This window comes from Actinomycetota bacterium (genome assembly GCA_035697485.1).
Classification (GTDB): domain Bacteria; phylum Actinomycetota; class UBA4738; order UBA4738; family HRBIN12; genus JAOUEA01.
Genome location: DASSCU010000005.1, coordinates 54,500 through 78,751, shown reverse-complemented (window position 1 = coordinate 78,751; position 24,252 = coordinate 54,500). Strand labels below are relative to the sequence as shown.

Here is a 24,252-nt window from a genome sequence, read left to right as displayed (position 1 = left end):
AAGGCCCGCCGCGAGGCGGGCCTTCCGTGTGAACCAACGCCGGCGAGGCCGACGGAGAACTGATCAGCCGCCGGCGGGCGGCGGCAGCTCCTGCCACTCGACGTCGTCGAGGTCGTCGCCACGGCGGCGCTTCACGAACGCCACGACCGCCGCGATGATCGCGCCGATCACGGCGATCTTCATGAGCTTCTTCAAGAATCCGCCCTTCTTCTTCTCCTCGACGGTCTCGACCGTCACGGTGGCTTCGTCTGTCATGGGAGGAGCCCTCCTTCCGGGGGTGGGCCTGGATGGACTTGAACCATCGACCTCTTCCTTATCAGGGAAGCGCTCTAACCGGGCTGAGCTACAGGCCCCAACTCATCGGGGCCTCTGCCCTCGTGGCAGCGTAGCCACGGCCCGAAACCGGTGTCAAACGAACGCTCGGCCCTCAGTGGTGTGGCCGTTCGGCCAGGGTGACCTCGACCCCGCCGATGATGTCGCTGATCAGGTTGTACAGCATCGCGATGAACACGTTGATCACCGACCACACCGCGACGAAGGCCAGGCCACCGAAGAGCCCCCACATGAAGAGCGATCCACCGTTGATCTCGATCGGCTCCGCGCCGCCGGTGGATGTCGTGCCAGTCCCGAACACGTACCCGAGCACAGTCTCGAGCGAGTCGATCGCCCCGGCCGCCGCCAGCACCCCGTAGACGATCACCATCGCGAACAGCACGATCAGCATCAGGCACAGGTAGAAGAGCAGCGAGAACTTCAGCACGGAGAGCGGGCCCACCTTGCGCACCACCACCCTCGTGCGGCGTGGCGCGGATCGCGCGCGCGGCGCCCGGGTGGGTCGGGACGCTCGGGTGGCGCGCCGCGGCTGTGGGGCCGCGGCGAACCCATCGGCGCCGGGTGGCGGCGTGGGGGTGGTCGGCGCGGGCGACGGTGTCGGCGACGATGCCGGCGCAGGGGCATCGACCGCGGCCGCGACAGCGCGCGGTTGTGGCGTCGGCGCCGGCCCACCCGTGTCGGGGCCGCGCGACTGCGGACGCGGTTCGGCGGTCTCCGGTTGCTCGGCCGTGTGCACCATCTCCTCGGGACGAAGTCCTAAGGGTACGCCCTGGCCAGGCCAAGTACCCGGAGCCTCATGTACGGAACGGGCCCCCTGGCGCGAACAAGACGCGTGCGTGTACGAAGGCCAAGATCGCGCCGGCGATCGGGGCGATGACCCACGAGGCGGTCTCGACCGCGTCCTGCACGAGCAGACACCCGGTCGCGATGCCGGCGCCCGACAGAGCGAGCACCACGGACCACGTACCGACCGAGCGTCTCGAACGCACGCCGAGCAGGCCCGCCAGGAAGGACGCCACCGTCACCGCGATCGTCACCACGCCCGCATCCATCGACCCGCATCATCCACTACGTAGCCCTCATCGACATCAGGCCGAGATGACTACGTAGTTCTCACCCGCATCGCTCAAGGGCCCCAGTCCGCCCTGCCGATACCGCAGTAGGACATCGAGGGGAGAGGGAGCACGAGCTGATGCACAAGCGTACGGCACGACTGATGGCGGTCGCGGTCTCGGGAAGCCTGGTGCTCGCCGGGCTGGTGGTCGCAGCCAACGCGGAATCGTCGGTGCAGGTCGCCCTGCGCCAGAAGCACGATCTCCAGAGGCGGATCGAGGAGCTCCAGGAGACCCGGCGCCTCCGCAGGGTCGCGCTGCACAAGCGCATCCGGTTCACCCAGGCGCGTCTTCGGAACGCCCCGGGCGCGGGCGAGGTCGGCGACCGTGGTCGCTACCGGCAGTATCGTCGGCTCCAGGTCGAGCGGATCCAGGACCTGCGGGCCCAGGAACGGGAGTTGTTCCGCACGACCCGCGCGCGGGTTCGCGACCTGAGGGCCAAGCGCACCGAGCTCGCCGACTGGATCGAATCTCTTCCGTTGCAGCGGTGTCCGGTCGACGGCTCGCCGGTGGTCTCCGACAGCTTCGGTGACATCCGCGACATGCCGGGCACGCCGCGCCACATCCATCAGGGCAACGACATCATGGCTCCCACCGGCACACCGATCATCGCTCCGTTCGACGGAGAGGCCGTCGCCGGCTCCAGCGATCTCGGAGGCAACTCCGTGAAGGTCTACGGTGCGGGCGGCTATGTCTACAACGCCCACCTGTCCGCCTACGGCAAGCTCGGGTCCGTACAGACGGGCGATGTGATCGGGTACGTGGGGATCACCGGGAACGCGACGGCACCCCACAACCACTTCGAGTGGCATCCGGGCGACGGCGCGGCCGTGGACCCCTTCCTGTACCTCGCGGCGGTCTGCTGAGACCAGGAGGTCGGCGTAGGGCGGGGCCTCGGCCCCGCCCTACTCCTCGTCCATCTGGGTGATCACGGGGGCGAGCGCCACGACGGTGGCGTCGTCCTCGACCCGCATCGTGCGCACCCCCTGGCTCGACCGGCCGACCCGTCGGATGTCGCCCGCGCCGACGCGCACGACCTGACCGCTCGACGAGATCACGAACATGTCGATGTCCTTGGACCCGATGTAGGCCCCGGCGAGCAGCCCCGTCTTGCCGGTCAGCTGGTGGCCGATCACACCCTTGCCGCCCCGGCCCTTGGCGGGGTAGTCGGCGAGCCTCGACCGCTTGCCGTAGCCATGCTCGGTGACGCTGATCATCTCCTCCCCGTCGGAAGCGAGCCCGACCGCGAGCACACGATCGTCGTCGGCCAGACGCACGCCGATCACGCCGCCGGCGTCACGGCCCATCGGCCGCACGAGCGACTCCTTGAACCGGATCGCCTGGCCCCTGCGCGAGACGAGGAACACCTCGTCGTCTCCGTCGGTGAAGCGCACGTCGATCAGCTCGTCGTCGCCCCGCAGCTTGACGGCGATCAGACCGGTGCGCGGGGAGTCGTACTCGGGCAGCCTCGTCTTCTTCACGATGCCCTTGCGCGTAGCGAACAGCAGGAAGCGCCCCTCCATGTACTCCTTCAGGTCGATCACGGCGCTGATCTTCTCGTCGCCGTCGAGGGCGACCCCGGGCAGGTTCGCGGCGTACATGCCGCGAGCGGTGCGGCCAGACTCCGGGATCTCGTGGGCCTTGACGCGGTACACACGGCCCTTCGTGGTGAAGAAGAGCATCCAGTGATGCGTGGTCGTCGTGAAGACGTGCTTCACGACGTCTTCCTCCTTGAGGTTCTGCCCACGCACCCCCTTACCGCCCCGATTCTGCTTCTTGAACGCGTCGACGGGAAGACGCTTGACGTAGCCGGCGCGGCTGACCGAGATGATCACGTCTTCCTCGGCGATCAGGTCCTCGACGTCGAGGTCGCCCACGTCGGCCTTGACCGTGGTGCGGCGTGAGTCGCCGTGCTTCTTCTTGATCTCCAGCAGCTCGTCCTTGATGACCCCGCGCAACTTGCCCGGGTCCTCGAGCAGCGAGGTGAGGTACCCGATCCGCTCGAGCAACTCGGTGTGCTCCTTCTCGAGCTCGGTGCGAGCGAGCTTCGTGAGCCGGCGCAGCGGCATGTCGAGGATGTGATTCGCCTGGATCTCGCTGAGCGTGAAGGTGGACATCAGCTTGCGACGCGCGGCGTCGGCGTCGGCCGACGCGCGGATGATCTTGATCACCTCGTCGAGGTGGTCGAGCGCGATCAACAGACCGAGCACGATGTGATCGCGTTCCTCGGCCTTGCGCAGGTCGAACCTGGTGCGCCGGGTGACGACGTCGACCTGATGGTCGACGTAGTAGCCGACCATCTCCGCCAGGTTCAGCGTGCGCGGCACCCCGTCGACGAGCGCGAGCATGATGATGCCGAAGTTCTCTTGCAGCTGCGTGTGCTTGTAGAGCTGGTTGAGCACCACATGAGGGTTCGCGCCGCGCTTGGTCTCGATGACCAGCCGCATGCCTTCGCGGTTGGACTCGTCCTTGAGGTCGGCGATGTCCTTGATCTTCTGCAGCTTCACGAGCTCGGCGATCTTCTCGGCGAGCCGCGCCTTGTTGACCTGGTACGGGAGCTCGGTGACGACGATCTTGTTCTTGCCGCCGGAGCCCTCCTCGATCTGCGTGACCGCCCGGACCTTGAGCGAGCCGCGCCCGGTCTCGTAGGCGTCGCGGATGCCCTGGCGGCCCATGATCGTGGCGCCGGTCGGGAAGTCGGGAGCCTTGATGTACTTCATCAGCTCGTCGGGGGTCGCCTCGGGGTTGTCGAGGTAGTGCACGACCCCGTCGATCACCTCGCCCAGGTTGTGCGGCGGGATGTTCGTGGCCATGCCGACGGCGATGCCCCCGGCGCCGTTCGCGAGCAGGTTCGGGAATCGCGACGGCAGCACCGTCGGCTGCTGTTCATACCCGTCGAAGTTGGGCACGAAGTCGACGGTCTCGGACTCGATGTCGCGCAGCAGCTCCATCGCCATCGGCGCGAGCCGCGCCTCGGTGTACCGGTAGGCCGCGGCCGGGTCGCCGTCGACCGAGCCGAAGTTGCCGTGGCCGTCGACGAGCGGGTACCGCAGCGACCAATCCTGCGCCATGCGCACGAGGGCGTCGTACACCGACTGGTCGCCGTGGGGGTGGTACTTCTTCAGCACGTCGCCGATGACGGCGGCGCACTTGCGATGGGGCCGATCGGGCCGGTAGCCGGCCTCGAGCATCGCCCAGAGGATGCGCTTGTGGACCGGCTTCAGCCCGTCTCGCACATCGGGCAGCGCGCGACCGACGATGACCGACATCGCGTAGTCGAGGTAGGAACGCTGGATCTCGTCTTCGAGCTGGACCTGCTCGACGTTGCCGGCGAAGAGACCTTCCTGGCTCATCCGCTGCGCCTTCGCCTCGTTGACCGACGTGCCACGGTGTGTGATCAGCTCCCTAGACGTCGAGGTTCTGGACGTACTTCGCGTTGGATTCGATGAACTGCTTGCGCGACGGCACGTCGTCGCCCATCAGCACGCTGAAGAGGCGATCGGCGGCGACGGCGTCGTCGAGCGTGACCTGCAGCAGGGTGCGGTGTTCGGGGTCCATCGTCGTGTCCCAGAGCTGATCGGCATCCATCTCGCCGAGGCCCTTGAACCGCTGCGGTTCCCCGACCTTCTTGCCGTTCGCGTTCTGGCGGAACTCGTCCCACTCGCGCTCGGTGTAGAAGTAGTGCTCCTCTTTGCCCTGCTTCAGCAGGTACAGGGGTGGTTGCGCGAGGTAGACGTAACCGGCGTCGATCAACATCGGCATGTAACGGAAGAAGTACGTGAGCAGCAGCGTGCGGATGTGCGCGCCGTCGACGTCGGCGTCGGCCATCAGCACGACCCGGTGGTAGCGGGCCTTGTCGATGTCGAACTCGTCGCCGATGCCGGTGCCGATCGCGGTGATCAGCGCCTGGATCTCGTTGTTCTCGAGGATCTTGTGCAGACGCGCCTTCTCGACGTTGAGGATCTTGCCCCGGATCGGCAGGATCGCCTGGGTCGCGCGGTCGCGCGCGCTCTTGGCCGAGCCACCGGCCGAGTCGCCCTCGACGATATAGAGCTCGCACGAGGCGGGATCGGAGAGCTGGCAGTCGGCGAGCTTGCCCGGGAGCGAACCGCTCTCGAGGAACGACTTGCGGCGGGTGAGGTCGCGGGCCTGGCGGGCCGCGAGCCGAGCCTTCGCGGCCCCCGACGCCTTCGTGAAGATGCGCTTGGCGTCGCCGGGATGCTCCTCGAGCCAGGTCGCAAACGCGGCGTTCACGGTCGTCTCGACGAGCGAGCGCATCGAGGCGTTGCCGAGCTTCGTCTTCGTCTGGCCTTCGAACTGCGGATCGTGCAGCTTGACCGAGATGATCGCGATCAGACCCTCGCGCACGTCTTCGCCGATCAGGTTGTCGTCCTTCTCCTTCAGCAGCCCCTTGGTGCGCGCGTGCCGATTCAGCACGTTCGTGAGCGCCTTCTTCAGGCCCTCCTCGTGCATGCCCCCTTCGTGGGTGTTGATGGTGTTCGCGAAGGAGTAGAGGGACTCCGTGTAGCCCGTGTTCCACTGCATCGCGATCTCGACCTCGCCGTCGTCGGTCGTGCCCGTGTCGATCGAGATGATCCGACCGACCGTCTCCTTGCCCTGGGCGAGGTACTTCACGAAGTCGACGAGCCCTCCGTTGGCCTTGAAGGACTGCTCATGCTTCGGTGTCTCGCGCTCGTCGACGAGCTTGATCTCGACACCCTTGTTGAGGAACGCCAACTCGTGCAGCCGCTCGGCGAGCGTCTCGCGCTTGAACTCCAGCGTCTCGACGAAGATCTCGGGGTCGGGCCAGAACCGAACCCGGGTTCCGGTCTTCGTGGTGGCCTTGCCCTTCTTGAGGGCCGCGAGACGCTTGCCCCGCTCGTACGACTGGGTCCAGGAGAAACCGTCGCGCATGACCTCGACGTCGAGCTTCTCGCTGAGCGCGTTGACGACGCTCACGCCGACGCCGTGCAGGCCGCCCGAGATCGCGTACCCGCCGCCGCCGAACTTGCCGCCGGCGTGCAGCACGGTCAACACGACCTCGACCGCCGGCCGGCGGTCCTTCGCACCGGGGATCGCCTTGACCGGGATGCCGCGGCCGTTGTCGACGACGCTCACCGACCCATCGTCGTGGATCGTCACGACGATCTTGTCGGCGAACCCAGCCATGGCCTCGTCGACGGCGTTGTCGACGACCTCGTAGACGAGGTGGTGCAGACCGCGGGCGCTGGTGGTGCCGATGTACATGCCGGGGCGCTTGCGGACCGGTTCGAGCCCCTCGAGGACCTGGATGTTGCTGGAGTCATATGCGGCTGCGCTCTTCTTGGTTCTGGTTGCCAACGGGCCTCCGTTCGGTACTAGGTCGGACCTCGGGACGAGCCCACGCAGAACCCCCACGCGAGCGCGGGGGGCGTGCGCGGGAAGGTCGCACGAACCGATCACCATCTTACCGCAGCGGACCGACCTCCGACCGGTACCGGAGGCCGAAAAACGCCTATCTACCTGGGATTTCGCACCACGACCCGCACCTGACGGACCCGATCGCCCCCAAGCGCCTCATCGGCCTTACGGCGGATCTCCTCGTGCAGGAACGTCGCCTGTGCCCCCCACGGTCCGGTGGAGACCTCGACCGTCAGGATGCCCTCGTCGAGCGCAGCCGGGGCGGTCTCCGCGGCCAGGCGTTCCCCCACGATCTCCTGCCACCGAGCCGCGAGCTGCGCCACGGGCATGCCCCGGCTGAACACCTGTTCCCGCATCAACCCGTCGACGATGTCGGCGAGCGTGACGACCTCGTCCGAGCGCGGACGCGAACGGCCGCCGAACCCCTTCGCATCGGGCATCAGGCCGCCCCTCCTCGCCCGATCGGGGCGATGCGCGGGATCACGGCGCCGCCATGCACGTCCCACACCGCCTCGGCGTGCGCCGGCACGTCTGCCTCGTCGGCGACCGATACGAAGACCTGCCCGGGGCGTTCCGCGAGCCGGGTGAGCAGCCGATCGCGGCGAGCGGGATCGAGCGCGCTGAACGGATCGTCGACGAGCAGCATGGGTGGCTCTCCCACCTCCTCGGTCACGGCCGACGCGAGTCCGATCCGCAGGCAGAGCGCGGTCGCCCATGTCTCGCCGTGGGAACCGGCCGAGCGGGCGCCCAGGTCGCGCACCTCGAGCGTGAGGTCGTCGCGGTGCGGTCCCACGAGCGACGTGCGCCGGGCGAGCTCGTCGACGCGTCGCTCCGCGATCCGTGCCCGGAACGCGCCGCCGAGGTCGGAGGCGTCCCACACGTTCGGCTGGTAGCGCACGACGAGCTCGTCGCCGGCCAGGTGCCGGAACTCCGCGGCGGCATGGGGGGCCAGACGGTCGACCGCCTCGTGGCGCGCCTGCGCGAGGGCCGCTCCCGCCTGCACGAGCTCCTCGTCCCACGCCTCGATCCCCACCGGCACACCTGGTCGATCCCACTCCTTCAGCAGGCGGTTGCGCTGGCGCAGGGCGCGGTCGTACGCGGCGAACGCGCTCTCCTTCAACGGCCAGAGGGCGGTGACCGCTTCATCGAGGAAGGTTCGTCGCTTCGACGGGTCGCCGATCACGATCGGCAGGTCGAACGGCCCGAACAACACCGTGCGGACCTGGCGGCGCAGATCGCGCTTGCGGCGCACCGGCGAACGATTCACCTTGACGCGACTCGCTCCCTTCAACGGGATCTCGACCTCGACGAGCACCTTACCCCCCGCGGTCTCGAACTCCCCGCGTGCGTACGCTGCATCGTGCCCGTCCTGGACCAGTGCCGAGTTCGCCGAGGACCTCGGCGAACCGAGTGCGTACAGCACGTACATGCCCTCGAGCAGGTTCGTCTTGCCCTCGCCGTTGGGCGCCACCACGACCGTCAAGCCGTCGAGCAGAGGATCGAGGTGCGTGTGATCGTGGTTCCGGAAGCTTCGCAGCTCGACCCAGGTGAGGCGCATCGGGGATGGGGGCCGATCGACGGCGGTCAGGAAACCGCGGCGGGCAGGCGCACCGGCATCACCAGGTAGGTGAACTCGTCGCTCTCTCCCCGCACGACCCCAGGCTTCAGCCCGTCGCGCACGTCGATGCGCACGCTCTCGCCGGTGGCAGCACGCAACCCATCGGCCAGATACTGAGGGTTGAACGCGACCGTGAGGTCCTCGCCCTCGTATCGTGCCTCGACCGTCTCGACGGCCTGTCCGAGATCGGGGCTCGAGGACGACAACTTGACGCCCAGCGCGTTGAACTCCAACCGCACCGGGGTCGTGTCGCGCGCCATGAGCCCCACGCGGCTCACGGCGTCGAGGAGTTGCTGCCTGCTGATCGTCAGCCGGCTCTCGTGCTGGTCGGGCAGGAGCTGGCGGTAGTTCGGGAACTCGCCCTCGATCAGCCGCGACGTGAGCGTGAGTTCGCCGATGCGGAACGCCACCTGCGACTCGTCGACGAAGATCTCGAGCGACGCCTTCTCGTCGGCCGCCGCGCCACGGCCCGCCTCGCTCAGGGCACGCTCGGGCACGATCGCCTTGCCCTCACCGTCAGCGGTCGCCACGAGCTCGCGCACGGCGAGCCGATACGAGTCGGTCGCCACCATCACGACACCCTCGCGGCTGACCTCGATCAACACACCGGTGAGCACCGGCCGCGCCTCGTCGCGGGAGGCCCCCCGCGCGACCTGGTGCACCGCATCGGCGAACGCGCCTGCCTCGGCCGTGATCTTCGTGCCGCTCGGCTCCTGCAGCCCGGGGAAGTCCTCGGCGGGCAGCAGCCGAAGGGTGCCTTCATATGCGGCGCAGCGGATATGAGCCTGCGACTGATCGGTCTCGACATCGACCGGGGCGTCGGACAGCGACTTCACCGTGTCGCCGAGCAGGCGGGCGGGCACGAGGGCGGTACCAGGCTCGCTGACCTGCGCGTGGGTCGCCAGGCGTGCCGACACCTCGAGGTCGGTCGTCGTCAACGTGAGTCGGCCGTCATCGGTCGCATCGATCAGCACACCCGTGAGCGCCGGGATGCCTGGCCTCGACGACACTCCGCGCTGAACGGTCTGCAGAGCCTCGGAGAGCGCGTCGCGGTCACAGCGGAACTTCACTCGGTCCACCCCCTGCATCTACTGTCTGGAAAGAAAGAGGAAACGTCGGTAGTAGGCACTGTGGAAACCTGCACGAACAGCCCGTTCCCGCAGCGTAGCCGGGCCGTCCGACATGTGGGAAACGCGTGGGGAAAACGTGTCGCTCCCCCGGATCCCCTGCAACTGGGCGGCGGTTCCCACAGATCTCGCCGATGTTGTCCACAGGCCGGCGTGCACGCAGTCGAACTGGCCGGTGGGCACCGTCATGCGGCGCGCACCCGGCCGCGGATGATACGGGTGAGGTCCTGCACCTGCCGGAAGGTCGCATCGCGAGCCCGCATCTCATCCTCGACCTTGCGGATGCCGTGCAGCACGGTCGTGTGGTCGCGGCCGCCGAAGATCTCGCCGATCTTCAGCAGGGACAGGCCCGTGCACTCCCGCGTGAGATACATCGCGATGTGTCGTGCCTGGGTGAGCGGGCGTGACCGCGACTTCGACATCAGATCGGCCGGCGAGAGTGAGAAGTACTTCGCGGTCTCGTCGAGGATCAGGGGTGGCGGGATCTCGTTCTGGGTCTGGGGGATCAGGTCCTCGAGGGCTCGGTCGGCAAGCGCATTGTCGATCGGCTGACCGGTGAGTTCGCTCCAGGCGACCACACGCACAAGCGCTCCCTCGAGCTCTCGCACGGACTGGTCGAACTTCGAAGCGACGAACTCGATCACTTCGGGGGGCACGGTGATGTGCTCTCGCTCGGCCTTCAGCTGCAGGATCGCGATGCGCGTCTCGAGGTCGGGCGGCTGCACGTCGACGCAAAGGCCCCACCGGAACCGGTTCACCAGCCGTTCCTCGAGCCCCGAGAGCTCGTGCGGGGGGCGGTCGGACGCGATCACGATCTGTTTCCCGGCCCCGTGCAGGTGGTTGAACGTGTGGAAGAACTCGGTCTGGGTCTCCTCGCGTTTCGCCAGGAACTGGATGTCGTCGACGAGCAACACGTCGACCTCGCGGTAGCGCTGGCGGAACGCGTCGCCGCCCTGACGCTCGCGGACCGCCTTGATGAACTCGGTCACGAACTGCTCCGACGTCACGTACTTCACGCGGAGCGCAGGTGCGAGCCGGTACATGTGGTGGCCCACCGCGATCAGCAGGTGCGTCTTGCCGAGGCCGACCCCGCCGTAGATGAACAGGGGGTTGTAGGCGGTCGATGGAGGCGCCTCGGCCACGGCCATCGCCGCGGCGTGGGCGAACCGGTTGCTGGGCCCAGGCACGAACGCGTCGAACGTGTAGTTCGGGAACGGCAGCCCCGGCGCGCCGGTCGAGCCGGGCGCGGCCGACGGCGCCTCGGGAGCGCCGATCGTGGCGTAGGAAGCGGGAGGCTGGTCCCCCCGATCGATCGACGCGCCCTCGAAGGGTCGGGAGGCCGGCTGTTCGCGCAGGGCCTCGTCGACCGAGAGCTCGATCTTCAACGGGCGGCCGGCGGCCTCGTGCGCGGCCCGCTCGATCAGCGGAAGATGGTTGTGTTGCAAACGTTCACGTACGAGCGGACTCGGGACGGCCAGCGTGATCGAGTCCTCGGCCAGACTCACGGGCCGCACGTCGGCGAACCACATGACGACGGTGGTCTCGGGGAGCTCCTCGCGCGCCCGATCCAGCACGTGGGCCCAGGCATCCCGAGCCTCGTGTTCAGGGGACGCTACCGCCATATGGAATCCACAGCACCTTTCCACACCGGTGGAAACACGGGAAGGTTCGTCGTGGCGCCGCGCCGTGCGAGGGCTCGGGTCGCCGGGGGGAAGGCGGGCCGCACGTTAGCACACCGTCCTCGCGGCCTACCGGCCGCCCGCCGGGTCTTGACACTCTTTCTCGTGTCAAGCCCTTTGTCCTGCGGCGATGCGGAGCCGTATACTCCGACCCGGCCGGCCCGCGCCGGCCCTCCACGCGACACGACCACCCGATCCGATCACGAAGGACCCACGTTCTCGATGGCCAAGGGCAAGCGTACCTACCAACCGAACAACCGCCGCCGCGCACGCCGTCATGGCTTCCGACTGCGCATGCGAACGCGCGCCGGCCGGTCGATCATCTCGTCGCGGCGCCGTAAGGGCCGCACGCGCCTGTCCGCCTGAGAGCGAGCGCCGCGTGCGCTCCCGCGACGTGCGAGCGGTCCTCGATCGTAGCCGACCTCGTCGCGGAAGGCGGGTGGTACTGTTCCTTGCGCCCGGCTCCGGTGAGTGGGCGGTCGTGGTCACGCGCCGCGTGGGCGGGGCCGTCGATCGGAATCGGGCCAAGCGGATCCTGCGGGAGGCTTGGAGACAGGTATCGCCGCAGGTCACAGGGGATTTCGACACCGTCCTGGTGGCCCGCGAGGCGATCCGGGGCGCCACGACGCAGGATCTGGTGAGCGAGATGATCGAGTTACTGCCCAGAGAGGCCGTGCGCGATGTCCGCGCATGAGTTCGCCTGGCACATCGGCGCCCCCATGCGATCCCTGCTGACCGCGGCGATCCATGTGTACCGTGTCCTCTTCTCCGGGTGGCTGGGGGGTCAGTGCCGGTTCTACCCGACCTGCAGCCGCTACGCCGAGGACGCGATCCGTCACCACGGGGCGCTCCGCGGCTCGGCCCTCGCCGTCTGGCGCATCGGCCGCTGTAATCCGTACGGCCGGGGAGGCTTCGATCCGGTCCCGCCGACGCGCCACGGGCAAGACCGGATGTATGACGGCAGCATACATGTGACCGAGGAGGCCAGCGCCTAGCATGCTGGCCGAGATCCCCATCATCTCCCCGATCTTCCAGGGGTTGCTCGACGCCCTGGGTTCGGTCCTGGCGTGGTTGTATGACATCATCCCCAACTACGGGGTCGCGATCATCATCCTCACCCTCGTGCTGCGATTCCTCCTCTTCCCGCTCGGCATGAAGCAGATCAAGTCGATGCAGGCGATGCAGGCGCTGCAGCCGAAGATCAAGGAGATCCAGAAGAGGTACAAGGGGAACAAGCAGAAGGCCCAGGAAGAGACGATGCGTCTCTACAAGGAGGCCGGGGTTAATCCCCTCGGCGGGTGTCTTCCCGTCCTCGCGCAGTTCCCTTTGCTGATCGCGATGTATGCCGTGCTCAGGGCGCCGGGCTACGAGCCCGTCACGGAGAACGATCAGGTGACGGCGTACGTCATCACGAACAACCACCTTCCGACCGACAGCGCGTTGTTCGCGAGCGTCGTGACCCACGAAGGCACCGGGTTCCTCGGGTTGAACCTGCAATGCTCGGCATCGCAAGCGGGAAGCGTTGAGAACAGCACGATCAAGGACAGCCAGGGGAATGTCGTGAACCCCGGGCTGCCGTTGGAGGGTGACGACGGACAGCCCCTGGACTCCTTCGAGTCCAAGCCGGTGCTTCCGTGCGGGACCGACGGGCTGACGTCGAAGATCGGCTACGTGCTGCTGCTCGGCTTGATGATCGCCACCTCCTTCTATCAGACGCTGCAGACCCAGCGGGCGAGTCCCCAGGGTGCCGCGTCCAACCAGCAGCAGATGATCCTTCGGATCATGCCGCTGTTCTTCGGGTTCATCGGGTTCAGCTTCCCCGCCGGCCTGGTGCTGTATTGGACCGTGTCGAACCTGTTCATGATCGGCCAGCAGACGCTGCTCCTTCGGGCGGGCCACATCGGACCGGAAGCCCTGGACCGCCGGATGGCAGAGCAGAAGGCCAAGATGGCCGCCCAGGCCGACAAACCCAAGAAGCAGGGCCTCATGACGCGCATGACGGAGCGCGCCGAGGAGGAGCGGAAGCGCCGCGAGGCCGAGGCCAAGAAGAACCCCCCGAAGAAGGGTGGATCGGCTCAGCGCAAGCCGAAGAAACCGGGGTCTGGAGGCAAGGGTGGCTCCTGAGCGCGACGACGCGCCGAACCTCGACGAGCTCGAGGAACAGGCAGACTCGGCGGCCGACTTCCTCGAGGAGCTCCTCACGCGGATGGACATCGACGCGATCGCTGAGCCGAATCCGCACGAGGGGCACATGTACGTCGACATCGTCGATGGGCCGGAGGAGGACATGTCGCTGCTGATCGGTCGACATGGGCAGACGCTGGAGGCGATCCAAGAGCTCACGCGCATGGTCGTCGGCCGTCGCCTCGACCAGCGGGTGCGAGTGATCGTCGACGTCGAGGACTACCGCAAGCGCCGGGAAGCCAGACTCGAGGAGCACGCTCGCGAGCTCGCCCAACGGGTGCGTGAGACCGGCCGAGAGGAAGAGCTCGAGCCCATGAACTCGTACGAGCGCAAACTCGTTCACGACGCCGTCGCCGATATCGATGGCGTCGAGACCGAGTCCCGCGGCGTCGATCCTGAGCGGTTCGTGGTCATCGTTCCCGCTTCCTGAGTCCCCTACGCTCGCAACCGGCGCTGGAACGCCCGTGCAGGCGCCGCAGGTGGGTTCGGGTCGATGGGAGGCGATGTTTCACGTGAAACATGAGGGTTGGTCGGGCGTCGCCTCACTTGGGGTCGAGCTGGACGACACAGCGATCGATCGCCTCGAGCGGTTCGAGCGGGATCTCCGGGAGAGAGGAGCCCCGAGGGGCATGGTTTCCGCTTCGGATCTTCCACGGTTGCGCGAGCGGCACATCTTCGACTGCCTCAGAGCCGCGCCGCTGCTTCCGGAGACCGGGACGGTCTGTGACCTGGGCTCGGGCGCGGGATTGCCCGGGGTCGTCTTGGCGATCGCTCGGCCCGACCTACGCTTCGTGTTGATCGAGGTACGTCGGAACCGGGCGGTCTTCCTGGACGAGGCAACGGCGGACCTCGATAACGCGGTCGTCCACGGGCGTCGTCTCGAGACCTTTCGAGAACGGGTCGCGGCGTGCACGGCGAGGGCGTTCGCCCCGGCGCCGAAGTCGTGGGCAGCCGCCGAGCCCCTCCTCGGCCCGTCGGGGCGTCTGATCTACTGGGCCGGCGCCACCTTCGACTTCGTCAGAGACGTGCCGACCGGCGTGTCGGCAAGCCTTTTCCAGTCTGCGCTTGCACGGTCGGGTCCACTGGTTATCATGGCTCGGCAGTGACCAAGGCCTCCGTCGGCGCCGGCGCCGCCCCGGACACCTCTACTCGCTCGCCCACCATGGGCGATTCATCCACCGCATCCAGCGCCAGGCGCTCCAAACGAGAGAAGAAGAAGCAGATCCCTGTGCCCCCCGACACCCCCGGCATCGCCCGCGTGATCGCGATCGCGAACCAGAAGGGCGGTGTTGGCAAGAGCACGACGGCCGTCAGCCTCGGCGCCTCCCTCGCCGATCTCGGCTACCGGGTCCTGGTCGTCGACCTCGACCCGCAGGGGAACGCCTCGACCGGGTTGGGGATCAGGCACGAGGCTCGTGAGATCACGGTGTATGACGTCATCGTGTCGGAGGCGTCCGTCGACGATGCGATCGTACCGACCGCGGTGGCCCACCTCTCGGCGATCCCGTCAACCATCGATCTGGCGGGAGCGGAGATCGAGCTGGTCAGCCAGTTCTCGCGCGAGACGCGTCTGAAGAAGGCCCTCGCCACGGTCCGGGAAGGCGCGTACGACTTCATACTTCTGGACTGTCCACCCTCGCTGGGCCTGTTGACGATCAACGCGCTGACGGCGGCGGAGGAACTGATCGTCCCGATCCAGTGCGAGTACTACGCCCTGGAGGGCCTCGGGCAACTCCTCCGCAACGTCTCGCTCGTGCAGCAGAACATCAACCCGGGACTGCGACTCTCCGGGATCGTGATGACGATGTTCGATCCCCGGACGAAGCTGTCCGAGCAGGTGGTCGAGGAGGTCAGACGCTACTTCGGTGAGCTGGTCTACGACGTCATCATCCCGAGGACCGTTCGGCTTTCCGAGGCGCCGGGATTCGGCCAGCCGATCACGGTGTACGACCCGAAGTCGAAAGGTGCAGCGAGTTACCGCGAACTGGGTCGGGAGGTCGCGCTCCGGCCGCCGCCGACCGAGCCGATGCCGACCTTCCACGACCTCCCGACGATCGTCGTGCCGGCGATCGACGCCTCTCCCGCCCCCGCCGAGCCGCTCCGGGAGGAGGAGCTCGGCGAGGTTCCGATGGTGCACGATCTGCCGGAACCCGAGCCGGAACCCGAGCCGGCGCCGGTCCCCGAGCCGGCGCCGGTCCCCGAGCCGCTCCCCGAGCCGCATCCAACGCCCGAGCCGCATCCAACGCCCGAGCCGCTCCCCGAACCGCATCCAACGCCCGAGCCGCTCCCACAGGCCGCTCCCGCCTCGGCCCTCGACGACGAGGACGTGTGGGAGGAGGCTGATGCCGCGACCGAGCCTCCTCGGGTCGCCCCGCCGAGTTCCCCTGCCCCACCCGGGCACCTTCCCGAACGTCGGGTGGTGGTCATCGACGAGGACGCGGAGCCCGTCGCGCCCTCGCAGCCGAGCCGTCACGATCCCGAGGCTCAGCCGTCGGAAGGCCACGCGGTGGCCGACATCGGCGCCACCCTCGAGGACGACCGCTCACACAAGCGCCGATGGCGACTGTTCCGAAAGGGAGGCGAGTGATGTCGAAGCGAGGTGGTCTGGGGCGAGGTCTGTCCGCGCTGATCCCGGGAGCCCCAGAGGCCGGTGAGGGGCTCTCGGGACTGCTCGAAGTGCCGGTGAACGCCGTCACGCCCAATCCGAAGCAACCACGGACCCACTGGGACGAGGAGGAGATCAAGGCGCTCGCTGCCTCGATCAGAGAGGTGGGCATCCTGCAGCCGATCGTGGTCCGTCGCTCGAGCGAGGACGGCTACGAGCTGGTGGCGGGTGAACGTCGGTTGCGAGCCGCCAAGGTGGCCGGGCTCGCAACCGTGCCGGTGGTGCTACGAGAGACCGAGGATTCAGACCTCCTGCGCGAGGCCCTGATCGAGAACATCCACCGGGAGGACCTCGGACCCATCGAGCTCGCTGAGGCGTTCCGACAGCTGCTCGAGGACCTCGGGTTGAAGCAGGAGGAGCTCGCCGACCGGGTCGGTGTGTCACGGTCACACATCGCGAACACGATCCGCCTCTTGCAGCTCCCCCTGGAGACCCAGCAGCTCCTCACCGATGCGAGGATCCAGGCGGGGCACGCTCGTGCGCTGCTCGCGCTCGGCGACGCGGATGCCGTCAACACGCTCGCGCTCCGGGTCGCCGCCGAGGATCTCTCCGTTCGCGAGACCGAGGATCTCGTTCGGCGCTACCTCGAACCGCCACTCCAGGTGGAAGCTTCGATCGACGTCGCCACGACATCTGCAGCCGACGCCGGGATGGCCGAGGTCGAGGAGATCCTGTCGGAGCAGCTCGCCACCCGCGTCCAGATCCAGTACGGGAAGAAGCGGGGCCGCGTGATCATCGAGTTCGGGTCGGTCGACGACCTCGAACGGATCGTCTCGGAGATCGTCGGTTCGGGGCCCGGGCTCTCCCCGGAGTGACGCAGCTGCAACCACCGTCAGCGGCCGAGACGCCTCGATGTGACCGACTGGATGACCGCGTCACACAGCTGAGCCAATTCCATGCCGGCGGCGCTCGCGCCCATCGGCAACAGGCTGGTCTCCGTCATGCCTGGTGAGACGTTCACTTCGAGCACCCAGGGCACACCGTCGCGGTCGACGATCATGTCGACCCTCGTCACGTCGCGCAGGCCGAGCGCCCTCCAAGCGGCCATGGCCGCATCGCGACAGGCCGCGGTGGCATCGTCACCGAGGCGAGCGGGTGCGAAGTAGTCGGTCGCTCCGGCCGTGTAGCGTGCGGCGTAGTCGTAGGTGCCGCCCTTCGGCACGATCTCGACCGCCGGTAGTGCCTCCCCCGGCGTGCCGACGACGCCGACGGCGATCTCCGTGCCCACGATCGCCGTCTCGACGACGGCTCCCCCGCTGAACGACAGGGCCGCCATCACCGCGGCCGGCAGGTCGCCCTCCCGCGAGACCGACGTCACCCCCAGGGCGGAGCCGCTCCTTGAGGGTTTGACGACGCATGGCAGGCCGACCCGCTCGATGGCCCTGCCCAGCGCAGCCCCGGCGCCCAGGTCCCGCAGCGCCGTCCCCTCGATCGGGGCCCAGGTCGGCGTGCGCACACCGGCCCGGTCGAGCGCATCCTTGGCGAGCAGCTTGTCGAACGCCACCTCGCAATCGAACGCAGCCGTGCCGGTGTACGCGAGGCCGAGCAGGTCCAGCAGACGCTGCACGGTGCCGTCCTCGCCCTCCTTGCCGTGCAGGGTGAGGTAGCACAGGTCCGGGGATCGTTCCTGCAGGGCCTCGGCCAGCGCGGTCTCCCCCGGATCGATCAGGGTGACGTCGTGGCCGAGGTCCGGCAGTGCGCCCGCGACGCGGTGTCCGCCCCGTAACGAGACATCGCGTTCGGGCGTGCGCCCACCGGCGAGCACCGCGACGTTCACGGGTGCAGGCTCCGGTACAGGGCTTGCTCGTCCTCGAGCAGGCTGCCCAGCCTGGCGATGCCCTCGCGGATGCGATCCACGGGCGGGTAGCAGAACGCCAGGCGCATCTGGTTGCCGCCGCGCCCGTCGGGGTAGAAGGCGGTGCCGGGCACATAGGCGACGCGTCGCTCGACGGCCGTGGCGAGCATCGCCCGTGTGTCGAACCAGTCGGGCAACGTGACCCAGACGTAGAAGCCGCCGCCCGGGTTCGTCCACAGGGCGCCGTCCGGGAAATGCTCGTCGATCGCCTCGAGCATCGCATCGCGCCGCGAGCGGTAGATGTCGGTGAGGGCGGCCAGGTTGGCGCGCCAGCGTTCCTCCTCGGCGAAGTACCGCTCGGTGACCAGCATCGTGAACGATGAGCCGCAGAGGTCGGCTGCCTCCTTCGCGAGCACGAGGCGCTGGACCACCGACTGCTCGGCGAGCGCCCACCCGACGCGGACGCCGGGGGAGAAGACCTTCGAGACCGTGCCGAGGTAGATCACGTTGTCGGGGTCGAGGGTTCGCAGCGCCGGGAGTGGCTCGCCCTCGAAGCGGAGCATGCCGTACGGGTTGTCCTCGACGATGGGGATGCCCGCCTCCCGGCACAAGGAGACGAGGTGCTGCCGCCGTTCGTATGATAGCGTCACACCACTTGGGTTCCCGAAGTTCGGGCAGGTGTAGACGAACTTCGGCCGCTCGCCCCGCACGAGGGCCTCCTCCAGCTGGCCCACGATCATGCCGTCGTCGTCGATCTCGACCTGCAGGTAACGGGGCTCGTACTGGCCGAACGCGGTCAGGGCCCCCACGTACGCCGGCGCCTCGACCGCGATCAGGTCTCCGGGGTCGATGAAGATCTTGCCGACGAGGTCGAGCGCCTGTTGTGCCCCGGTCGTGATCACCATGTCCTCGGGATCGCCCTCGACGCCCTCGGCCGCCATCAGCCCGGCCAGGCGCTCCCGCAGGCCGGGGTCCCCCTGGCCGCCGCCGTACTGCAGCGACATCGAGCCGTGCTCATCCAGCACGCCGCGGACGACCTCGAGCACGTCGTCGGTGGGCAAGGCCTGCACGAACGGCATGCCTCCCGCGAGGGAGACGACCTCGGGGCGCGACGCCACGGCGAACAACGCCCGCACCTCCGACGCGGACATGCCCGAGGTGCGGTGGGCGTAGAGATCGACGAAGCGATCGATCGAGAACTCGGCCATGGGAAGGTCCTCAGGCTAGCATCGGCATGCCGCGTGCCCGGCAGGAGCATCGATCACGGCACGCGGGACGTTCCCGTCGACCCCTCCACCTGAGGGAAGACGCGCTCGGCGAGCACCTCGAGCATCTCCAGGTCGTCGAAGAGCTCGTGGTTCAGCATGATGCGCTGCACGCCGGCCGAGGCGTACGCGTTCAGGCGCTCGACGGCCTGGTCGACCGACCCGACCACGCAGTGCGCGCGCAGCTCGTCGAGCTCGTCCTCGAACCTCGCGACGCGCATCGCGCGAGAGCGCGCCTTCTCGATCACCCGCATCGCGTCCCGCTCGGTCTCCCCCACGTAACACCACGTCATCACCGAGGTCGTGAGCGAGTCCTGCGCCCGGCCGTCGGCGTCGAGGCGGTCGCGCACCTTGCGGAACCGCTCACGAGCCTGCTCGGGAGACGGGCCCACCGTGTTGAACTCGTCGGCCCATCGCGAGACGAGGGCCGCGACCCTTGGACCGCCGTTTCCGCCGACCACGATCGGCGGATGCGGCTCCTGCACGCCTTTGGGCGCGAAGGGTACGGCATCTAACTGATAATGCTGGCCCTGGAACGAGAATCGTTCCTCCACCAACAGGCCGTGGACGATCTCGAGCTGCTCCTCCAGCATGTCGAACCGGGTGGGCGTGTCCGGGAACGGGAACCCATGGGTGCGGTGCTCGTCCTCCCACCAGCCCGCGCCCATGCCGATCTCGACGCGACCCCCGCTGACCCGGTCGACCGTGACCGCGGCCTTCGCCAACACGGCGGGCAGTCGGAACGTGATGGGGGAGACCATCGTGCCGAGCCTGATCGTCTCGGTCGACGCCGCGAGCGCCGAGAGCATCGTCCACGCATCAGAGGACCCGCGGTCACGATCGCGATGGCGGATCACGCTCAGGTAGTGGTCGGAGGTGAAGATCGCCTCGAACCCCAGCCGCTCCGCGGCACGCGCCGCCCCGAGCCAGTCGGGCCACGTGACGCCTTCCTGTCCCTCGAGCATCAGGCAGAAGCGCATCGGCGCGTAGCATAGCCCCCGATGCCGAACGCCCCGGAGAGACCTGCACCCGACACTCCCGGTGCCGGCGCCCGTCACCCGACCGAGCGAGAGCGCGCGATCCGCGCCTCGGTAGCCGGGGTCACGCTCGGGCTGTTCCTGCGGCTCGTCAGTCGGCGAAGAAGCGCTTGACGCCGTTCGCGACGGCGCGGCCGACCCGCTCGGCGAAGGCCGGGTCGACGATCATCGCCGCTTCGCGCTCGTTCGTGATGAACGCGGGCTCGACCTGCACCGCCGGCATGCGCGTTTCGCGCAGCATCGAGACGGTGAGACGCTGCAGACGCCCCCGAGTGTGGAGGGCGGCTTCGAGCTCCTCGAGGATCAGCTGCGCCAGCAGCATGCCGGCTGGCGAGTGGGTCTGGTCGCTGCCGAAGTAGGAGACGGTCGGTCCCGACGCCTCGGGCAGCCCGGTCGCGAGCTCGACCGAGACGCACATCGACGCGCCCATCTCGTTGGCGAGCTTCGCCCGCTCGGTCGGGTCGAGCGGCTCGTCCCGAGCCCTGAGCAACGATGGCTTCCCGCCCATCGCCGCCAGCTCGTCACGGAGCACCTCGGCGATCGAGTACGTGCAGGCACTGTCGGGTTCGCCCGCGTCGCCTGGGTCGATCGCGAGAACCCGGGCTGCGATCGAGGTCCGCAGATGCCGGAGCTCTTCCTCTTCGCGGACCAAGGCGCGGCTCAGACCAGACTCGATCGGACGCATCCGCTCGAGCATCTCGATCGCGTGGAGGCCCACGATGCCGTCGGGCTCCTCGCCGACGTTGCGCTGGAAGTCGCGCATCGCATGATCCGTGTTCACGCCGAACATGCCGTCCTCGCGGCCCGCATCGAACCCGAGGGCATTCAGCTTGCGCTGCAACGTTCGGACGTCGTCACCGCGGAAGTGCGGCGAGTGCAGGTAGAGCGTGCGGTCGCCGAGGCGGTATCCGGCCTCGACGAGTTGCCCCCAGGTGTCGGGCCCGACGAGCCCGTCGACCCGCAGGCTGCGCCGAGCCTGGAACGCGCGGACGGCCGCATCGGTCGACGGCCCGAATCGGCCGGGGACCTCCTCGGCATCGACCGGATGGTCGAGTCCGGTCAGGCGCTCCTGGATGTCGCCGACTTCCGGGCCCTCGTCACCGAGGTGGTAGATGCGCACACGATGAGTCTGCGCCGGTGGCCTTCACGGCGGCAACCGGCCGGGTGCTGGAGGGTCGAGCGGGCCACGGCACCGAGAGAGACCGTGGCGAGTGTTCAGGACAGGTGAGGCTCGATGTCGCGCAGGATCGCGTCCTTCGGCTTCGCGCCGATCACGCGTGCGACCTCCTGGCCGCCCTTGAACAGGATCAGGCTGGGGATGCTCATCACTCCGTAGGTGCGGGTCGCCTGTGGGTTCTCGTCGATGTTGAGCTTGACGACCTTGAGGGTCTCACCCTTGTCCTGTCCGATCTCCTCGACCACCGGCGACACCATGTGGCAAGGCACGCACCATTCCGCCCAGAAGTCCACGAGCACAGGGGTCTCGGAGTCCAGGACCGAGGTCTGGAACTCCTGGTCTGTCACGCTGTTCATGTCCGCCATCGTCGTTCTCCTCATCGGTGGTGCCTCACAGTCCTCTGCGGCGTCGAACCGCCGAGACGTGCAACGCGCGCGCGCCTGCCCGGGATTCCCGCAGCTCAGGTCGGCGCGTGCGCCAGTTCCTCCAGGAACCGCTCGGCATCGATCGCCGCCTTGCAGCCCTGTCCGGCGGCCGTGACCGCCTGCTTGTAGATCGTGTCGGTGACGTCGCCCGCGGCGAAGACGCCCGGCACGCTCGTGTGCGTGCGAGGTTCCTGCACCACGACATACCCGTTCTCGTCGAGGTCCAGCTGGCCCGCGAAGAGCGAGGTGTTGGGATCGTGGCCGATCGCCATGAACACGCCGTCGGTGGGCATCTCTCGTTCCTCGCCGGTGACCGTGTCGTGCAGGCGCACGCCGGTGACGGCGCCCTCACCCAGGATCTCGCTGACGGTGGCGTTCCAGATCACCTCGATCTTGGGGTTGGCGAGCGCACGCTCCTGCATGATCTTCGAGGCGCGGAACTCGTCGCGTCGGTGCACGATCGTCACCTTCGAGGCGAACTTCGTGAGGAACGTCGCCTCCTCCATCGCGGAGTCCCCGCCGCCCACGACCATGAGCTCGCGGTCACGGAAGAAGAACCCGTCGCAGGTAGCGCACGCGCTCACGCCACGCCCGCGAAGCGTCTCCTCACCGGGCACGTCGAGCCAGCGCGCGCTGGCTCCGGTCGACACGATCACGGTCTGCGTGCGCCAGGCCTGGTCGCCCGCCTTCACCGTGAACGGACGGCTCGACAGGTCGACCTCGGTGGCGTGCACGGGCAGGATCTCGGCGCCGAAACGGGCGGCCTGCTTCTCGAACCGTTCCATCAGCTCCGGACCCATCAGGCCGTCAGGGAAGCCCGGGTAGTTCTCGACATCGGTCGTCAGCATCAGCTGGCCGCCCGCGTCGAGGCCCTTGAGCACGAGCGGTTCGAGGTTCGCCCGAGCGGCGTACAGGGCCGCCGTGTAGCCGGCCGGCCCCGAGCCGATCACGATCACGTCGCGCGTCTCACTCATCGCCAGGAATCCTCCCACAGCCATGAACGCACGAGCATCCCGGCGCATGCCCGCATCCGCGAGGCCGTCAGAGGCGGGCCGACGTGAAGGTCAGGACCGAGCAATCCGCCGCGTCGGCGACCCAGATCGAGACCGCGTTCGCCGGTGTATCGGCACCCGGGCTCTCGATCACGTAGGCGATGAACGCCGGCGTGCCCTCGAACATGACCCGCTGCACCCGAACGATCTCGCCGGGGAAGCCCGGGAAGGCTTGCTCCAGGCACGCGACGGCGCGCGCCGTGCGGGCGGGTCCGGCCGTCCGGGCCTGGCCGGACAGCGCCGCCGGTGCCGACGCCACGGCCCCTGCCGCCTCCTGACCGGCGTCGGCCGCCACGCCCCGGCCCTGCGCGTAGGCGGCAGCGAACGCGGTCGCCGCCTCCTGCAGCGCGGGCTCATCGAGATCGGCGTCGAGGATCTCGAGGCGCCCGGGGCCGCCCGCGCCGTCACCGCCCGCCTCGGCCACGGCGTCGGCGGCGACGCCACCGCTGTTCGAGCCGCTCCCGAGCCGGGGGACGACGAGTGCGACGAGGGCCACGACCGCCGCCGCCGCGACCACCGGCGCGAGCTTCGACCAGGGCGCCCGCGAGGCGGCGGAGGGAGCCGTGAGCCGTTCGATCCGCTCGGGGGAGAACCGCGCGGCGAGGTCCGGACTCGCCGGTTCCGGCATCGCCCTGAGCACGGTACGGGCTGCGTCAGCCGCATCGACCTCGGCCCGGCACCGGTCGCAGGAGCGCAGGTGTTCGTCGACGACGACACGCTCGGCGGGGTCGAGGGTGCCGTCGACGAACGGGGCGAGCTGATCGAGAGGGTGTGTCACGGTTCCTGCTCCGACGTCCGTGGCGAGGCGATCGGTTCCCGAGAGCCCGGTTCGAGGCCGAGGACGGCCGCGAGGGCGAGGCGCCCGCGGTGCACGCGGGACTTCACGGTGCCGATCGGCACGTCGAGCACCTGCGCGATCTGGTCGTACGCCATGTCCTGGACGTCGGCCAACACGAGGGCGACTCGGAATTCCTCAGGGATCGACGCCAACGCCGACGCCGCGTCGCGGGCGCCGGCGACCTCGTCGGCATGATCGACGGTCGGCGGCCCGGGCTCGTGCTGCAGGTCGTCGTCGGCAGCGACGTGCAGCATCGGCCGGCGGCGCTTCCTGCGCAGCTCGTCGTAGCAGGCGTTCACCGCCACCCGGTGCAACCAGGTCGTGAACGCAGCGTCGCCCCGGAAGCCGTCGAGCTTGCGCAGGACGCTCAGGAACGTGTCCTGGGCCACGTCGGCAGCGGCGTCGGCATCGCCCAGCACGCGCAGGCAGAGGGAGTACACGCGGTGCTCGTGGCGGCGGACGAGGTCGGTGAAGGCGTCGGTCTCGCCCGCTCGGAAGCGTCGGACGAGCTCCTCGTCGCGCTCGACCTCGGTCACGGCCCGAAC

Annotated in this window: 26 protein-coding genes and 1 tRNA gene; 9 read left to right on the top strand and 18 right to left on the bottom strand. The window is 68.6% G+C overall.

The genetic code is table 11. The annotated features are described in order from the left end of the window. Positions 1–63: 63 nt before the first annotated feature. The 4 genes from VFI59_00760 to VFI59_00745 form a co-directional block, all read right to left on the bottom strand. Positions 64–255, bottom strand: coding sequence for a hypothetical protein (locus VFI59_00760; GenBank protein HET6712232.1), 192 nt, complete (start codon positions 253–255; stop codon positions 64–66). Positions 256–278: 23 nt separating this feature from the next. After that, positions 279–353 (bottom strand) — tRNA-Ile (locus tag VFI59_00755). 74 nt (positions 354–427) lie between these two features. Continuing rightward, complete coding sequence (locus VFI59_00750; protein ID HET6712231.1) at positions 428–784, bottom strand: DUF3566 domain-containing protein; 357 nt, start codon at positions 782–784, stop codon at positions 428–430. Between the two features lie 343 nt (positions 785–1,127). After that, the gene (locus VFI59_00745) at positions 1,128–1,385 is read right to left on the bottom strand and encodes a hypothetical protein (GenBank protein HET6712230.1); all 258 of its coding nucleotides are present in this window, start codon (positions 1,383–1,385) and stop codon (positions 1,128–1,130) included. Between the two features lie 140 nt (positions 1,386–1,525). Between VFI59_00745 and VFI59_00740 the strand changes: the two genes are divergently transcribed. Beyond that, complete coding sequence (locus VFI59_00740) at positions 1,526–2,311, top strand: peptidoglycan DD-metalloendopeptidase family protein (protein ID HET6712229.1); 786 nt, start codon at positions 1,526–1,528, stop codon at positions 2,309–2,311. Between the two features lie 39 nt (positions 2,312–2,350). Here the strand turns inward: VFI59_00740 and gyrA are convergent, their stop codons facing one another. The 6 genes from gyrA to dnaA form a co-directional block, all read right to left on the bottom strand. Further along, positions 2,351–4,798: a DNA gyrase subunit A gene (gene gyrA / locus VFI59_00735; GenBank protein ID HET6712228.1), complete on the bottom strand. Its 2,448-nt coding sequence runs from the start codon at positions 4,796–4,798 to the stop codon at positions 2,351–2,353. Between the two features lie 52 nt (positions 4,799–4,850). Next, the gene (gene gyrB, locus VFI59_00730; GenBank protein HET6712227.1) at positions 4,851–6,785 is read right to left on the bottom strand and encodes a DNA topoisomerase (ATP-hydrolyzing) subunit B; all 1,935 of its coding nucleotides are present in this window, start codon (positions 6,783–6,785) and stop codon (positions 4,851–4,853) included. A 158-nt stretch (positions 6,786–6,943) separates the two neighbouring features. Then, entirely contained in the window at positions 6,944–7,285 is a 342-nt protein-coding gene (locus VFI59_00725) for a DUF721 domain-containing protein (GenBank protein HET6712226.1), read from the bottom strand. Beyond that, positions 7,285–8,403 carry a DNA replication/repair protein RecF gene (locus VFI59_00720; protein ID HET6712225.1) on the bottom strand — a complete coding sequence of 373 codons (1,119 nt, stop codon included), beginning with the start codon at positions 8,401–8,403 and terminating at the stop codon, positions 7,285–7,287. The genes VFI59_00725 and VFI59_00720 overlap by 1 nt, the downstream gene beginning before the upstream one ends. A gap of 26 nt (positions 8,404–8,429) precedes the next feature. Then, complete coding sequence (dnaN, locus tag VFI59_00715) at positions 8,430–9,542, bottom strand: DNA polymerase III subunit beta (GenBank protein HET6712224.1); 1,113 nt, start codon at positions 9,540–9,542, stop codon at positions 8,430–8,432. 233 nt (positions 9,543–9,775) lie between these two features. After that, positions 9,776–11,212 (bottom strand): chromosomal replication initiator protein DnaA, encoded by a 1,437-nt coding sequence (gene dnaA / locus VFI59_00710; GenBank protein HET6712223.1) that lies wholly within the window; start codon positions 11,210–11,212, stop codon positions 9,776–9,778. A gap of 279 nt (positions 11,213–11,491) precedes the next feature. On the opposite strand from dnaA, the gene rpmH reads away from it, so the two are divergent. The 8 genes from rpmH to VFI59_00670 are packed head-to-tail and all read left to right on the top strand — an operon-like array spanning position 11,492 to position 16,933. Then, on the top strand, positions 11,492–11,635 hold the full coding sequence (rpmH, locus tag VFI59_00705; GenBank protein HET6712222.1) for a 50S ribosomal protein L34: 144 nt from the start codon (positions 11,492–11,494) through the stop codon (positions 11,633–11,635). 13 nt (positions 11,636–11,648) lie between these two features. Continuing rightward, on the top strand, positions 11,649–11,963 hold the full coding sequence (locus VFI59_00700) for a ribonuclease P protein component (GenBank protein ID HET6712221.1): 315 nt from the start codon (positions 11,649–11,651) through the stop codon (positions 11,961–11,963). Then, positions 11,950–12,264 carry a membrane protein insertion efficiency factor YidD gene (yidD, locus tag VFI59_00695; protein ID HET6712220.1) on the top strand — a complete coding sequence of 105 codons (315 nt, stop codon included), beginning with the start codon at positions 11,950–11,952 and terminating at the stop codon, positions 12,262–12,264. Before VFI59_00700 ends, yidD begins: the two co-directional genes overlap by 14 nt. A gap of 1 nt (position 12,265) precedes the next feature. Next, positions 12,266–13,393 carry a YidC/Oxa1 family membrane protein insertase gene (locus VFI59_00690; protein ID HET6712219.1) on the top strand — a complete coding sequence of 376 codons (1,128 nt, stop codon included), beginning with the start codon at positions 12,266–12,268 and terminating at the stop codon, positions 13,391–13,393. Continuing rightward, the gene (gene jag / locus VFI59_00685; protein ID HET6712218.1) at positions 13,383–13,883 is read left to right on the top strand and encodes an RNA-binding cell elongation regulator Jag/EloR; all 501 of its coding nucleotides are present in this window, start codon (positions 13,383–13,385) and stop codon (positions 13,881–13,883) included. The genes VFI59_00690 and jag overlap by 11 nt, the downstream gene beginning before the upstream one ends. Next, a complete protein-coding gene (locus tag VFI59_00680; GenBank protein HET6712217.1) occupies positions 13,816–14,559 on the top strand; it encodes a 16S rRNA (guanine(527)-N(7))-methyltransferase RsmG in 744 nt (247 codons plus the stop codon). Before jag ends, VFI59_00680 begins: the two co-directional genes overlap by 68 nt. Continuing rightward, on the top strand, positions 14,556–16,040 hold the full coding sequence (locus tag VFI59_00675; GenBank protein ID HET6712216.1) for an AAA family ATPase: 1,485 nt from the start codon (positions 14,556–14,558) through the stop codon (positions 16,038–16,040). Before VFI59_00680 ends, VFI59_00675 begins: the two co-directional genes overlap by 4 nt. Further along, positions 16,040–16,933, top strand: coding sequence for a ParB/RepB/Spo0J family partition protein (locus tag VFI59_00670; protein ID HET6712215.1), 894 nt, complete (start codon positions 16,040–16,042; stop codon positions 16,931–16,933). Before VFI59_00675 ends, VFI59_00670 begins: the two co-directional genes overlap by 1 nt. A gap of 17 nt (positions 16,934–16,950) precedes the next feature. Here VFI59_00670 and VFI59_00665 read toward each other — a convergent pair whose 3' ends face one another. The 8 genes from VFI59_00665 to VFI59_00630 all read right to left on the bottom strand — a co-directional run bounded on the left by VFI59_00665 (position 16,951) and on the right by VFI59_00630 (position 24,243). Further along, complete coding sequence (locus VFI59_00665; protein HET6712214.1) at positions 16,951–17,895, bottom strand: D-alanine--D-alanine ligase; 945 nt, start codon at positions 17,893–17,895, stop codon at positions 16,951–16,953. Further along, positions 17,892–19,121: a PLP-dependent aminotransferase family protein gene (locus VFI59_00660; protein HET6712213.1), complete on the bottom strand. Its 1,230-nt coding sequence runs from the start codon at positions 19,119–19,121 to the stop codon at positions 17,892–17,894. Before VFI59_00660 ends, VFI59_00665 begins: the two co-directional genes overlap by 4 nt. Positions 19,122–19,174: 53 nt before the next feature. Then, entirely contained in the window at positions 19,175–20,158 is a 984-nt protein-coding gene (locus VFI59_00655; GenBank protein HET6712212.1) for a TIGR03560 family F420-dependent LLM class oxidoreductase, read from the bottom strand. A 148-nt stretch (positions 20,159–20,306) separates the two neighbouring features. Then, positions 20,307–21,335 carry a peptidoglycan-binding protein gene (locus VFI59_00650; GenBank protein HET6712211.1) on the bottom strand — a complete coding sequence of 343 codons (1,029 nt, stop codon included), beginning with the start codon at positions 21,333–21,335 and terminating at the stop codon, positions 20,307–20,309. Positions 21,336–21,430: 95 nt separating this feature from the next. Beyond that, on the bottom strand, positions 21,431–21,748 hold the full coding sequence (gene trxA / locus VFI59_00645; GenBank protein ID HET6712210.1) for a thioredoxin: 318 nt from the start codon (positions 21,746–21,748) through the stop codon (positions 21,431–21,433). Between the two features lie 104 nt (positions 21,749–21,852). Further along, the gene (gene trxB / locus VFI59_00640; GenBank protein HET6712209.1) at positions 21,853–22,791 is read right to left on the bottom strand and encodes a thioredoxin-disulfide reductase; all 939 of its coding nucleotides are present in this window, start codon (positions 22,789–22,791) and stop codon (positions 21,853–21,855) included. Between the two features lie 67 nt (positions 22,792–22,858). Continuing rightward, entirely contained in the window at positions 22,859–23,647 is a 789-nt protein-coding gene (locus tag VFI59_00635) for a zf-HC2 domain-containing protein (protein ID HET6712208.1), read from the bottom strand. Next, positions 23,644–24,243: a sigma-70 family RNA polymerase sigma factor gene (locus VFI59_00630; GenBank protein HET6712207.1), complete on the bottom strand. Its 600-nt coding sequence runs from the start codon at positions 24,241–24,243 to the stop codon at positions 23,644–23,646. Before VFI59_00630 ends, VFI59_00635 begins: the two co-directional genes overlap by 4 nt. Positions 24,244–24,252 lie beyond the last annotated feature (9 nt).